At 64.4% G+C, this 12,728-nt stretch carries 11 protein-coding genes; 6 read left to right on the top strand and 5 right to left on the bottom strand.

Annotated features, from left to right (window positions below; all coding sequences use genetic code 11):
- Positions 1–44 precede the first annotated feature (44 nt).
- From PAA8504_RS07695 to PAA8504_RS07670, 6 genes are all read left to right on the top strand, one after another.
- Positions 45–1,625 carry an ABC transporter substrate-binding protein gene (locus PAA8504_RS07695; RefSeq protein ID WP_108893610.1) on the top strand — a complete coding sequence of 527 codons (1,581 nt, stop codon included), beginning with the start codon at positions 45–47 and terminating at the stop codon, positions 1,623–1,625.
- An 80-nt stretch (positions 1,626–1,705) separates the two neighbouring features.
- Positions 1,706–3,256 carry an ABC transporter substrate-binding protein gene (locus tag PAA8504_RS07690; RefSeq protein WP_108893609.1) on the top strand — a complete coding sequence of 517 codons (1,551 nt, stop codon included), beginning with the start codon at positions 1,706–1,708 and terminating at the stop codon, positions 3,254–3,256.
- A 10-nt stretch (positions 3,257–3,266) separates the two neighbouring features.
- Positions 3,267–4,253, top strand: a complete 987-nt coding sequence (locus PAA8504_RS07685) for an ABC transporter permease (RefSeq protein ID WP_108893608.1) — start codon at positions 3,267–3,269, stop codon at positions 4,251–4,253.
- Between the two features lie 34 nt (positions 4,254–4,287).
- Positions 4,288–5,217: an ABC transporter permease gene (locus PAA8504_RS07680; RefSeq protein ID WP_108894058.1), complete on the top strand. Its 930-nt coding sequence runs from the start codon at positions 4,288–4,290 to the stop codon at positions 5,215–5,217.
- A complete protein-coding gene (locus tag PAA8504_RS07675) occupies positions 5,214–6,194 on the top strand; it encodes an ABC transporter ATP-binding protein (protein ID WP_108893607.1) in 981 nt (326 codons plus the stop codon). The genes PAA8504_RS07680 and PAA8504_RS07675 overlap by 4 nt, the downstream gene beginning before the upstream one ends.
- On the top strand, positions 6,191–7,156 hold the full coding sequence (locus PAA8504_RS07670; protein ID WP_108893606.1) for an ABC transporter ATP-binding protein: 966 nt from the start codon (positions 6,191–6,193) through the stop codon (positions 7,154–7,156). The genes PAA8504_RS07675 and PAA8504_RS07670 overlap by 4 nt, the downstream gene beginning before the upstream one ends.
- 106 nt (positions 7,157–7,262) lie before the next feature.
- On the opposite strand, the gene PAA8504_RS07665 is transcribed toward PAA8504_RS07670, so the two are convergent.
- From PAA8504_RS07665 to queA, 5 genes are all read right to left on the bottom strand, one after another.
- Positions 7,263–8,525, bottom strand: a complete 1,263-nt coding sequence (locus tag PAA8504_RS07665; RefSeq protein ID WP_146190463.1) for a nucleotide disphospho-sugar-binding domain-containing protein — start codon at positions 8,523–8,525, stop codon at positions 7,263–7,265.
- A 308-nt stretch (positions 8,526–8,833) separates the two neighbouring features.
- Positions 8,834–9,385 carry a bactofilin family protein gene (locus tag PAA8504_RS07660; protein ID WP_108893604.1) on the bottom strand — a complete coding sequence of 184 codons (552 nt, stop codon included), beginning with the start codon at positions 9,383–9,385 and terminating at the stop codon, positions 8,834–8,836.
- Positions 9,375–10,691: a M23 family metallopeptidase gene (locus PAA8504_RS07655; protein WP_370739685.1), complete on the bottom strand. Its 1,317-nt coding sequence runs from the start codon at positions 10,689–10,691 to the stop codon at positions 9,375–9,377. Before PAA8504_RS07655 ends, PAA8504_RS07660 begins: the two co-directional genes overlap by 11 nt.
- Before the next feature lie 222 nt (positions 10,692–10,913).
- On the bottom strand, positions 10,914–11,669 hold the full coding sequence (locus PAA8504_RS07650) for an ion channel (RefSeq protein ID WP_108893603.1): 756 nt from the start codon (positions 11,667–11,669) through the stop codon (positions 10,914–10,916).
- Positions 11,666–12,721, bottom strand: coding sequence for a tRNA preQ1(34) S-adenosylmethionine ribosyltransferase-isomerase QueA (gene queA / locus PAA8504_RS07645; RefSeq protein ID WP_108893602.1), 1,056 nt, complete (start codon positions 12,719–12,721; stop codon positions 11,666–11,668). The genes PAA8504_RS07650 and queA overlap by 4 nt, the downstream gene beginning before the upstream one ends.
- Between the last annotated feature and the right edge of the window lie 7 nt (positions 12,722–12,728).

Below are 12,728 nucleotides of genomic sequence, written 5' to 3'. Positions count from 1 at the left end.
CGATAAACTTCCCTGACCAAGACAACAGACTGACAGGGAAACCCATGAAAACCACCAGCCTGCTTGCCGCAGCCCTTTTGACCACCACCACGGCCGCCTCCGCCGAGACGCTGCGGTGGGCGCGTGCGGGCGATGCGCTGACGCTCGACCCGCATGCCCAGAACGAGGGTCCGACCCACGCTCTGAACCAGCAGATCTACGAGCCGCTTGTCCTGCGCGACAATGACGGCAACTTCGTGCCCACCCTCGCCACCGACTGGAGCGTGAACGAAGACGATCCCAACGTCTGGACCTTCAAGCTGCGCGAGGGCGTGACCTTCCACGATGGCGCCGAGTTCACCGCCGAGGATGTCGTCTTCTCGTTCGAGCGGGCGAAGTCCGAGGATTCGGACATGAAGGAGCTTCTGACCTCGATTACCGAGATTCGCGCGGTCGACGACCACACCGTCGAATTCGTCACCGACGGCCCGAACCCGATCCTGCCGTCGAACTTCACCAACCTGTTCATCATGGACAAGGGCTGGGCCGAGGCGAACGACGCCGTTGAGGTGCAGGATTACGAGGGGGGCGAGACGACCTATGCCGCCGCGAACGCCAATGGCACCGGCGCCTTCAAGCTGGAAAGCCGCGAGCCGGACGTGCGCACCGTCCTGTCGCAGAACGAAGATTACTGGGGAATGGACGAATTCCCCATGGCCGTGACCGAGATCGTCTATACCCCCATCCAGAATGCCGCGACGCGCGTGGCGGCCCTGCTGTCGAACGAGGTCGATTTCATTCAGGACGTTCCCGTCCAGGACCTTGGCCGGGTCGATGGGACCGACGGGCTGTCGATCCAGAGCGCGCCGCAGAACCGCACGATCTTCTTCGGTCTGAACACCGGTGCCGACGATCTGGAGAATGACGACGTCGACGGAGCAAATCCGTTGGCCGACAAGAACGTGCGCAAGGCAATGAACATGGCGCTGGACCGCGCGGCGATCCAGCAGGTCGTGATGCGCGGCCAGAGTCAGCCCACCGGCATCATCGCGCCCCCCTTCGTCAACGGCTGGACCGAAGAGATGGACAACTCGTATGAGAAGAACGTCGAGGAGGCGAACCGCCTGATGGAGGAAGCCGGCTACGGCGACGGCTTCTCGCTCCAGCTCGACTGCCCGAACGATCGCTATATCAACGATGAAGCGATCTGCCAGGCGGCCGTGGGGATGCTGGCCCAGATCGGGGTCAATGTGAACCTAGACGCCAAGCCCAAGGCGCAGCATTTCCCGCTGATCGCGAACGAGACGACCGATTTCTACATGCTGGGCTGGGGTGTTCCGACCTTCGATTCGGAGTACATCTTCAACTTCCTCGTCCACACCAAGGGCGACGAGCGCGGCAGCTGGAACGCCACCGGCTATTCGAACCCCGAGCTTGACGAGCAGATCGTCAGCCTTTCCTCTGAGACCGACGAAGAGGTGCGCAGCCAGACCATCGCCGATATCTGGGACGTGGTGCAGGACGAGACGCTGTACCTGCCGATCCACCACCAGGTGCTGAACTGGGGCATGGCCGACGGCGTCCAGACCGAGGTGGACGTGGAAGACCAGCCGAAGTTCAAGCTGTTCGAGATGTCGTCCTCCTGATTCAGACGGCGCCGCCCGGCAGGAAAGCCGGGCGGCGCGCACATGACGGCCCAACGTCATCTTCAACGAAGGAACGCATCGTGATCCGTTCGACCCTGACCGTTCTGGCGTTCGCCGCCGCCGTTCCCGCATCGGCCGAGACGTTCCGCTGGGCCAGCCAGACCGATCCGTCGACGCTGGACCCGCACGCGAACAACTCGACCCCGGTCCTCAGCTTCCTTGGCAACGTCTATGAGGGACTCGTTCGCCGCGACCGCGTCATGGGCATCGAACCGGCCCTGGCCACCGCCTGGGAGCCCATCGGCGACGGCGAGGGCTGGCGCTTTTCCCTGCGCGAGGGCGTGACCTTCCACGACGGGTCGGACTTCACGGCCGAGGACGTTGTGTTCAGCTATGAGCGCGCCGCGTCGGAGGGGGCAGACACCGCAAGCTGGTTCGCTGGCGTAACCGACGTGACCGCCCCCGACGACTATACCGTCGAGATCCGCACCAAAGCCCCGAACCCGATTTTCCCGGACTCCATCGCGAACTGGCTGATCATGGACTCCGGCTGGGCCGAGGCGAACGGCGCCGAACGGCCGGCCACCACCGAGGCCGGGTATGCCACGCTGAACACCAACGGCACCGGCCCTTACCGTGTGACCGACCGTCAGCCGGGCCTGCGCACTGTGCTGGAGCCGTTCGACGGCTGGTGGGGCGAGGACCGCGGCAACGTGACCGAAGGCATCTTCACCCCCATCGACAATTCCGCCACCGCGGTTGCGGCCCTGCTGTCGGGCGAGGTCGAGATGATCGAGCCCGTTCCCGTGCAGGACGCCGACCGGGTCGAGGCCGCCGCCAATGTCCGCCTGATCCGCGGTGTGGAAGCGCGGGTGATCATGTATGGCTTTTCCATGGACAAGGACACGCTGATCGGCGGAGAGACCGACGGTAATCCATTCCAGGATGCCCGCGTCCGCCAAGCCGTCGCCCATGCGGTCAACGTACCCGCGATCCTGCAAACGATCATGCGCGGCTCGGCCGAGCCTGCGTCCCAACTGGTCGGGTCCGCGATGCGCGGCTACTCGGACGCGCTGCCCGATCGCCCGGCCTACGACCCCGAGCGCGCGCAGGAGCTGCTGGCCGAAGCCGGATACCCCGACGGATTCTCGTTCCTGCTGAAATGCCCGAACGACCGCTACATCAACGACGAAAGCGTCTGCCAGGCCACCGTCGCGATGCTGGCTCAAGTGGGGCTGGACGCGCAGCTGGATGCGATCCCGGTGCGCAACTACTGGCCCGAGTTGCGCGAGGACCAGTTCGACATGTACCTTCTGGGCTGGTCGCCGGGCACCTTCGACGCCGAACACCCGATCCGCTTCCTCGTGGCCACCCAGACCGACCGCATCGGCACCTGGAACTTTGGTGGCTATTCAAATGACCGGATCGACGAACTGCTGCCGCAGGTGCAATCCGAGATCGACGAGGACGCCCGGCAGGCCATGCTGGACGAGATCGCGCAGATCGTTCAGGACGACGCGGTCTATGTGCCTCTTTACGTGCAGCCCCTTCTCTGGGGGGCGGCGGACAATGTCGACCTGACACAGCGCGAGGACAATTTCTTCAACCTGCGCTGGGTTACTGTGAACTGAAGGACGGGGCGTGCTGGCATTCACCATCAGGCGGGTCGGACAGTCGATCCTGGTGCTTCTGGTCACCGGGTTCGTCGCCTTTTCCATGTTCACCTATGTCGGCGACCCCATCGACAACATGCTGGGGCAAGAGCGGACGCAGGCCGATATAGAGCGTCTGCGCGACCAGCTGGGCTTGGATCAGCCTTTCTTCGTGCAATACTGGAATTTCCTGAAAGAAGCCGCGCAGGGCAATTTCGGGCTGAGCTACCGCCAGGGCCGCCCGGTCGGAGAGATCCTGGTCGAACGTCTGCCCGCCACGCTTGAGCTGGCCTTCGTCTCGGGGCTGATGGCGTTGATCGGCGGGATCGGGCTGGGGATCTTCACCGCCATTCGCAAGTCGGGCGCGCTCTCCAGCAGTATCATGGCGCTGTCGCTGATCGGCGTATCGCTACCGACCTTCCTGATCGGGGTCCTGCTGATCTATATCTTCGCGGTTGAGCTGGGATGGCTGCCATCCTTCGGGCGGGGGCAAGTGGTGGATCTGGGGTTCTGGACGACTGGTTTTTTGACCGTCAGTGGCCTCAAGGCGCTGATCCTGCCCGCGATCACGCTTGGCCTCTATCAGATGACGCTGATCATGCGCCTCGTCCGGACAGAGATGCTGGAGGTCCTGCGCACAGACTATATCCGCTTCGCCCGGGCTCGGGGTCTGCGCGAACGGGCGATCAACTTCCGCCACGCGCTGAAGAACACGCTGGTCCCCGTCATCACGGTGACGGGTCTTCAGTTGGGATCCATTATCGCCTTCGCCATCATAACCGAGACGGTGTTCCAGTGGCCGGGCGTGGGCCTGTTGTTCATTAACGCGATCCAATTCGTGGATATCCCCGTCATGGCCGCGTATCTGATGATGATCTCGGTCATGTTCGTGGGCATCAACCTGATCGTGGATCTTCTGTATTTCGCCATCGACCCGCGCCTGCGCGTCGATCGGTCGGCTGCGAAAGGGCACTGACGTGACCGACACACCCGATCACCGCCCGCCCGAAATGCAGGCGCGACCGTCCCGCCTGCGCCGCGCGTGGGAGAGCGATTTCATATACTCCTTCACCCGCTCGCCCGTCGCGATGGTGTCCGCCTTCGTGGTCGTCGTGCTTGTCCTCGGTGCGGTGTTCGCACCGCTGATCGCCCCCTACGATCCTTTCAACCCGGCCTCGCTGAACCTGATGAACGGCTTCACGCCGCCTGGGACAGCCAACCAGTTCACTGGCGACGTCTTCGTGATGGGCAGCGACGACCAGGGGCGGGACGTGTTCTCGACCATCCTATACGGCATGCGGATCTCGCTGTTCGTGGGCTTTGCGGCGGTGCTGCTGGCAATGACCATCGGCGTCACGCTGGGGCTGATCGCGGCCTATGTGGGTGGCTGGGTCGAGACGATCATCATGCGCATCGCGGACGTGCAACTGACCTTTCCGGCGATCCTGGTGGCCATGTTGATCTTCGGCATTGCCCAGGGGATCACGCCCCCTGAATACCGGGACCAGGTGGCGATCTGGGTGCTGATCCTGGCCATCGGCCTGTCGGATTGGGTGCAGTTCGCCCGCGTCGTGCGCGGCGCCACGCTGGTCGAGAAGAACCGCGAATACGTGCAGGCCGCGCGGCTGGTCGGGCGGTCCGGCAATGCGATCATGCTGCGCCACATCCTGCCCAACGTGCTGAACCCGGTGCTGGTGATCGCCACGATCTCGCTGGCGCTGGCCATCATCGCCGAGGCCACGCTCAGCTTTCTGGGCGTGGGGGCGCCGCCGACCAAGCCATCGCTGGGCACGCTGATCCGCATCGGGCAGGAGTTCATGTTCTCGGGCGAATGGTGGATCCTGATCTTCCCCTCGGCCACGCTGCTGGCGCTGGCGCTGTCGATCAATCTGCTGGGGGACTGGTTGCGAGATGCCCTGAACCCGAAGTTGCGCGCATGACCGACCCCGTATTGTCGGTCCAGGGCCTGACCGTCGAGATCCCCGGCCGCCGGGGTATTCTGCGCCCCGTGGACGACGTGTCTTTCGACATCGCGGCGGGAGAGATCCTGGGCGTCGTCGGCGAAAGCGGCGCAGGCAAGTCGATGACCGGAAACGCGGTGATCGGCCTTCTCGACCCGCCCGCGCGAATCTCGGCCGGGCAGGTGATGCTGAAGGGCGAGCCGATTCACACCACGAAGGGCGACGCAATCCGCCGGATCCGGGGCAAGCGCATGGGGATGATCTTCCAGGACCCGCTGACCTCGCTGAACCCGCTTCTGACCATCGGTGACCAGCTGACAGAAACAATCTTGCAGCATCTTGATGTTTCAGAGCCCGAGGCACGACGTCGCGCGATGACCGCCCTTGATGACGTAGGGATTCCAGCGGTCGAGGACCGGATCGACAGCTATCCCCACCAGTTCTCGGGCGGGATGCGCCAGCGCGTCGTGATCGCGCTTGCCTTGTGCGCCGAGCCCGAGGTCGTGATCGCGGACGAACCCACGACCGCGCTGGATGTCAGCGTGCAGGCCCAGGTGCTGGCCCTGCTGAAGCGCCTGTGCCGCGAGAAGGGGTTGGCCGTCATGCTGATCACGCACGACATGGGGGTCATTGCCGAGACCGCCGACCGCGTGGCCGTCATGTATGCGGGTCGCATGGCCGAGCTTGGCCCGGTTCGTGATGTGGTGACGGTCGCGCACCACCCTTATACGGCCGGCCTCATGGCCTCGACCCCCGATGCCAGCCGGGGAGAGGCACGCCTGCGCCAAATTCCTGGATCGATGCCACGGCTGGGTAACCTGCCGGCGGGCTGCCCCTTTCATCCGCGTTGCGACCGGGTGGGCGAGAAATGCCGCCACGATCCCCGGCCAGACCTGTCCGTGGATGGCGGCCGCGCCGCCTGCTGGTTCCCCCTGACCGAAAAGGCCGAGACATGAGCGCGATCGTCAGGGTCCGCAACCTTAGCCGCGTCTTCGATGTCTCGAAGCCTTGGTTGAACCGGGTCATCGAGCGGCTGCCAAAGGCACGGTTGCGGGCCGTCGACGACGTCTCGTTTGAGATCGAGGAGAACGCCTGCTATGCTTTGGTCGGGGAAAGCGGCTCGGGCAAGTCTACGATCGGCAAGATGGTCGTGGGGCTACTGCCGCCCTCGCAGGGGTCGGTCGAGGTCATGGGGGTCGATCTGGCGACCGAGCCCGAGGGCGAGCGCCGAGTTGAGGTGCGGGCGAACCTGCAAATGATCTTCCAAGACCCTTATGCCTCTCTCAACCCGCGCTGGAAGGTCCGCGACATCGTCGCCGAGCCTGCGGTCGCGCAGGGAAAAGCGACCGACGGTCTGGCCGAGGCGCTTCTGGAAAAGGTGGGTCTAAGCGCCGTAGATGCCGGCAAGTACCCCCACGAGTTTTCGGGCGGGCAACGTCAGCGTATCTGTATCGCGCGGGCGCTGGCCGGCGAGCCGAAAGTGATCATTTGCGACGAGCCGACATCCGCGCTGGATGTCAGCGTACAGAGCCAGGTCCTGAACCTCATGTCCGATTTGCGCGCGGATCTGGGTCTGAGCTATCTTTTCATCAGCCACGACCTGACGGTGGTGCGCCATATGGCCGACACGATTGGGGTCCTCTACCTGGGTGCTCTGATCGAAGAGGCGCCGCGGGATCGCCTGTTCGAAGACCCCAAGCATCCCTATACTCAAATGCTGTTCGAGGCAGCGCCCAAGATGGATGCCTTCGGGCGCGAGATCGACCCGCCCAAGGGCGAAATCCCGAACCCGATCGATCCGCCCTCGGGCTGTCCGTTCCACCCCCGTTGCCCGATTGCGGTCGACCGATGCAGCGTGGATCGGCCAGAGTTGAGGTGGATCGGATCGACCCGCGTGGCCTGTCACCTGGCAGAATGATCGCGGAAGCTGGGGGCTTGTTCGGGCCGCTTTAGCGAAGTCTTGAAATGACGGTCGGGACTCGGGGGGCGCTGCCCCCGCCGCTGTGCGGCTCCTCCGGGGTGTTTTACAAGGGTGAATGGCCGCCCTCGACGGCTTGGAGAAGCGCGCGGGCGGCTGTCGCGGCGCCGTCGGGAATAAGCCTTTCGGCGATGTCGCGGGCTCGGTCCCGTGTTTCCGGCGAGAGGATTGCGGCGAGATCGGCGGCGGCCTCGGAAGGGCGGCGGATGCGGCGCCCGATGCCGGCGCGCTCTACCCGCGCCACGTTATCGGGCTGGTCGGCGCCGAGTGGCATGATGAGTTGCGGGATGCCGGCGCGGCATGCAGCCCCCGTTGTGCCGATCCCGCCGTGATGCAGAACGGCTGCTGCGCGGGGGAACAGCGCATCGTGGGATGCCGCCGGAAGGGTGAAGAGGTCGGGAGCGTTCGGCGTGGCAGAGGGACCCGCAAGGAAGACGGCCCGCAGACCGGCGCTTCGGGCGAGCGCGCAGCAATCGCTGTAGAAGGCCGGGCCGCCAAGATTGTGCGACACGCTTCCCAGGCTGACCACAAATGGCGCAGGCCCGGCGTTGAGAAAATTGAGAAGGTCCTGCGGCAAAGGAGTGCCGGGTGGCTTCGGGAAGCCGGTAAGCGTGACGGGGCGATCAGGCGGTGCCTTGGAGAAGGCGGGATCCCACAGGCCCAGTTGCGCAATCGGTTCCGCCGCATGACCAAAGAGGGGGACCGCTCGTGTCGGGGGAAGGCCAAGGTCACGACGGGTGCGGGATTGATCCCGGGCGTGGCGCCGCGAAAACTCTGCGTCGATGACCCGAAGCCAGGCGCGGTTCCAGGTGCGCGTAGCTTGCGATCGGGGCTTTGCCGCCATCGGGGGGCTGAAACCGGGAATGCGCGGCGGGTCCAAGGCTGACCGCAGCAGCATCGGTTGCAGCAAAAGGGGGATGAAAGGCGTTCGGGTAACCTCGGCCGCCAAGGGGGCGGCCATGGCCAAAAGGGTTGCCGAAACGGCACGGGCCTTTTGTGCCTCGGGGATCAGGCGTTGTGCCAAGTCGGCCAGCATTGGGTAGGTCCCGCGCGTGAGGATCGGCGAGGGATTGCGAAATATCTGTCGCGCCAGACCGTCCGGATCGAGCCCGAGCCGATCGAGAAGTTCGGTCTGCGAGGGGCCGAAGTCGAAGGCATCGAGGCCATGGGCCCGAGCGATCAGGGCATCCTCTGGCGAGAGCGCAAGCCGTGCCGGCTGTCCAAGTTCTTCCAACGCACGCGCAACCGCGATGACGGGAAAAAGGTCGCCATGCGACCCGACGGTAGAGAGGAGGATGGGGGCGGTCATCCAAACCCAGATAGCGGCGCTGGCGGGGTCGGCCAGATTGCATTGAGTTCTGGCCCCACAGGTATTCCTGCTCGAGATTTCGGAGAAGACGATCTGAGCGATGTTCAAATCCTAGATTAGAACGGCCGGTGACCGCTGGTTTCTGCCAGGACAACGGCCTCAAGTGCCTTATTGGCCGTGGCTGTCAGGCATAGTAACGGCGGTTGCGATTCTGATTCTCGAATCCGGGCTCAAGTCGGGAGCCTGCAAACGAAAAACGGGCGTCGCGGCATTGCCGGACGCCCGTTGGTCTCTCATACCGTTGTGCTTCAGCTTTCGGAGGAGCCGCTGGTCGCCGGCGCGTTCGACGCGGCCGGAGCGGGGCTGGACGTTCCGGTGCTTCCCATGGGCTGGCGGGATTGGCCACCGCCCTGGGTGTTCAGCGGATCGTCGCGGCGGGCGACGGAGCCTTCGAAATGGGCGCCGGATTCGATCGCGATCGTCTTGTGAATGATGTCGCCCTCGACCCGCGCGGTGGAGGTCAGGCGAACCTTGAGACCGCGGACGCGGCCCACGATGCGGCCGTTGACCACGACGTCGTCAGCCATCACTTCGCCCTTGACCACGGCGCCTTCACCGACAGTCAGCAGATGCGCACGGATGTCGCCTTCGACGTTGCCTTCGATCTGGATGTCGCCGGTGGTCTTCAGGTTGCCCTTCACTGTCAGATCCGAGGACAGGATCGATGCCGGCGGCTTGGCCTTGGGCGCGGTCGAGGACGTGTTGGTCTTGGGTGCGTTCATGGAAGTCTCGCTCGAGGGTTTCACGGCCTCACCGCCCTGTTTCGGCCCGGGCTCGTTGATTTTGGATTTAGAAAACATTGCGCGCTGCCTTGATGTAGGTCATCGGATTGACGGGCTTGCCGCCCACGCGGACCTCGTAGTGAAGGTGGGTGCCCGTCGAGCGTCCGGTATTGCCCATATCACCGATCCGGTCCCCGCGCGAGACCCTTTGACCGACCTTGACGTGGATTGCCGACATGTGAGCGTAGCGCGTCTCGATCCCGAAATCGTGCTTGATCTTGACCAGGTTGCCGTAGCCGGACTGGCGGCCTGCGAAGGTTACGACGCCATCGGCGGTGGTTGCGATCGGCGTGCCGTGGGCGCCTGCGAAATCGGTGCCGTTATGCATCCGTCCCCAGCGCGGGCCAAAGCCAGACGTGAAGCGGAAGCTTCCGTCGACCGGAAGCGCGAAGGGGGCCTTGGCCGCGGCCAGGCGATAGAGGTTCATGCGATCGAGTTTCTCGATGATGCCGTTGGCACGCACGCTGGTCTCGTCCGGCGCTTCGCCCTTGGTCGAGAAGCTGATCGGGGTCAACGGGCCACCTTGGCCCGAATAGCCGCGCCGCACCGAGTTCAGCAGCGTGTCGGTGTTGAGACCGGCGGAGCGGAACATCTTGTCGAGCGGCGCGACCGAGATGGACAGCGCGTCTTCGAGCTGGGTGAAGATCTTGTCGTGGCGATCCTGCTGGAGGCGCGCTTCGAGGATCATCTCCTCGGCGAAGGCTTCGGCCTCGTCCGCATGGTCGGACATCGAGTCGCGCTGCGTCGCGGTGGAATCGAGGGCCGACGCCAGGAAGTCGATAGTGGCCTGGTAATCGTCCAGGCGCGCCAGTTCGGCGGTCGCCCCGGCATCTCCGTCGAGGCGGGCGGCGAACTGGTCGCGTGCGGTCTGCGCGGCGTCCCGTTCGGCGATCGCCTTCTTGAGGTTGGCCTGCGCGATCTCGATCCCGCGGGTCAGTTCCTCGCGCCGGGTTTCCGATGCCAGAAGCTCGGACTGCATGGTGCTGATCTGCTGAAGCGCGGCGTTGAACCGTTCCTGCGCCGCGCCGGCCTCGGCCAGCGCCGTGTCGCGCTTGGTGCTCATCTCGTTCAGGCGCTGTTCATAGGTCACCTGCTCGCGCGCCGCGTTGTCACGCAGGCCGTCGGCGCCGACGGAGTCCATCAAGATCACGGCAGAGGCAAGGATGGTCCATCCGACGACAAGGGCAGAGCCCGATATGGCGAAGAATTGCGTCGCAGGAGATAGGCGGACGAAGCGCGTTTCGGTGTCGGAGCGGAGGAAAAGCCGGCGTTCCGGGAAGGCGCGCGCGAGAGCGTCGCCTACGAATGACCTTCGAACTGTCAGCAATTTCGTCCCCTTGTGCTGTTTTTTCGCCAGCGGCTGCCGCTTCCCGGCTTGATCTGTGCCTACCGGGCGACACACGGCCCCGCAACGATTTTGCCGATACCCCGGGACTTGCGCGCGGAAACCGGCCGTGTTCGGCGAGATTCTGCCGATTCTGTGGGGACTTGCGGACCGCATTTCGGAATAACGCATATCCGTGCGCAAGCATCGGTTGAGAATCGCCTAGGTCTCACCCTCCGTCGGGATGTTAATGACCGTTCCGCAGTGCTTGCAGTGGCTGGCGTCAGGGTCGTGCAGTTTCAGCCCGCATTCGGAACACTCGATTTCGACCTTGTCGGGGCGATACAGCGCCTGGATCAGCTTCAGGAAGAACCCGATCCCGAACAGCATGATGAAGATCGTGAGAATCCGCCCGGCACGGTCGGTGAGGGTGATGTCGCCGTAGCCCGTCGTCGTCAGGGTCGTGATCGTGAAGTAAAGCGCATCGACATAAGTTTCGACGCCCGGGTTCTTGTCGTGTTCGAGGACCCAGACCATCGACGTGACGACAAAGATGAACACCAGAAGGTTGGCGGCAGCGACCGAAACCCGTGTATTGACCGAGATGACCTGGAACACATTGTCCAGTTGACGCATCAGGTGGAAGCCGCGCAACAGCCGAAGGATGCGCAAGGCACGCAGGAAAGCCAGGTTCGACCCGGCGAACAGCGGGACGAGCAGTGTCGCGATGACCACGATATCGGCCAAGGTCGTAACCGAGAGAAAGAACTTCCAGCGATGGTCGGAGATCGAGAACCGCGCGATCAGATCTGCGGCGACGAAGACACTGATGGCAAGGTCGACCGCCAGGATCGTCGAGTCGATGGTCGCCGTGGCCGTCAGCAGGAAATACGCGATGGTCGCCAGGTCGAAGACGAACAGGGCGCCCCGGAACGCCAGCGCCTTGCGATCCTCGCCCTCGTACAGCGCGCGGATCATGCCGGGCGGTCTTCTGGGATCAGAAGCGAGGCGTCGCCGTAGGAAACGAAGCGATAGCACTGCGCGATGGCGTGGTCATAGACGGCGCGGATCTCGTCGACGCCCAGAAAGGCCGAAACCAGCATCATCAACGTGGATTTCGGCAGGTGGAAATTCGTCATCAGCGCGTCGGCGATCCGGAACGAAAAACCCGGCGTGATGAAGATGTCGGTGTTGCCGTGCCACGGGGCGATCACCCCGTGGTCGGTGGCGGCCGTTTCGATCAGGCGCAGGGCCGTGGTGCCCACGGGGATCACCCGACCGCCCCGGCGCTTCGTTTCCATGATCTCGGCGGCGGCTTGTTGACTGACCTCGCCCCATTCGGCGTGCATCTTGTGGTCGCGGATGTCGTCCACCTTAACCGGCAGGAAAGTCCCCGCGCCGACATGCAGGGTGACGTGGGTGAAACCGACACCACGGTCGGCCAGCGCCTGAAGCAGCGCCTCGTCGAAATGCAGCGACGCCGTCGGGGCGGCGACCGCGCCCTGATGCCGGGCCCAGACTGTCTGGTAATCCTCGCGATCGGCGACATCGGCGGCGCGCTTGGCGGCGATGTAGGGGGGCAGGGGCATCGCACCGGCTGCGGCGAGGGCGGCGTCGAAATCGTCGCCGTCGAGGTTGAAGCGCAAGGTGGCCTGTCCACTGTCGCGCCCTTCGACTGTGGCCGAGAAGCCTTCGGAGAACCAAACCACCTCGCCGTCGCGCACCTTTTTCAGGGGTTTGAGAAGCGCGGTCCATGTGCCCTCGGCGCGTGGCTCCAGCAGCGTCACTTCGATCTTCGCGCCCTCGCCGCCGTCACGGACGCGCCGGCCTGTCAGTCTGGCGGGGATGACCTTGGTGTCGTTCAACACCAGACGGTCGCCGGGTCGAAGCCAGTCGGGCAGGTCATAGGCGTGCGCGTCGGTGATCCGCGCACCTTGCGCCACCAGCATCCGGGCCGAGGATCTGGGCCGCGCGGGCCGGACGGCGATAAGGTCGTCGGGAAGGTCGAAGTCGAAATCGGAAAGGCGCATGGGCTGT

The organism is Palleronia abyssalis (genome assembly GCF_900302445.1).
GTDB classification, from domain to species: Bacteria; Pseudomonadota; Alphaproteobacteria; order Rhodobacterales; family Rhodobacteraceae; genus Palleronia; species Palleronia abyssalis.
Note: the sequence above shows the minus strand (reverse complement) of the source record. Positions and strands in the feature narration are given on the sequence as shown.

What these genes read in the sequence shown, in the direction of transcription:
- PAA8504_RS07695 (WP_108893610.1), top strand. Translation starts at nt 45, where the DNA reads ATGAAAACCACCAGCCTGCTTGCCGCAGCCCTTTTGACCACCACCACG.
- PAA8504_RS07680 (WP_108894058.1), top strand. Translation starts at nt 4,288, where the DNA reads ATGCAGGCGCGACCGTCCCGCCTGCGCCGCGCGTGGGAGAGCGATTTC.
- PAA8504_RS07675 (WP_108893607.1), top strand. Translation starts at nt 5,214, where the DNA reads ATGACCGACCCCGTATTGTCGGTCCAGGGCCTGACCGTCGAGATCCCC.
- PAA8504_RS07670 (WP_108893606.1), top strand. Translation starts at nt 6,191, where the DNA reads ATGAGCGCGATCGTCAGGGTCCGCAACCTTAGCCGCGTCTTCGATGTC.
- PAA8504_RS07665 (WP_146190463.1), bottom strand. Translation starts at nt 8,525, where the DNA reads ATGACCGCCCCCATCCTCCTCTCTACCGTCGGGTCGCATGGCGACCTT.
- PAA8504_RS07660 (WP_108893604.1), bottom strand. Translation starts at nt 9,385, where the DNA reads ATGTTTTCTAAATCCAAAATCAACGAGCCCGGGCCGAAACAGGGCGGT.
- PAA8504_RS07650 (WP_108893603.1), bottom strand. Translation starts at nt 11,669, where the DNA reads ATGATCCGCGCGCTGTACGAGGGCGAGGATCGCAAGGCGCTGGCGTTC.
- queA (WP_108893602.1), bottom strand. Translation starts at nt 12,721, where the DNA reads ATGCGCCTTTCCGATTTCGACTTCGACCTTCCCGACGACCTTATCGCC.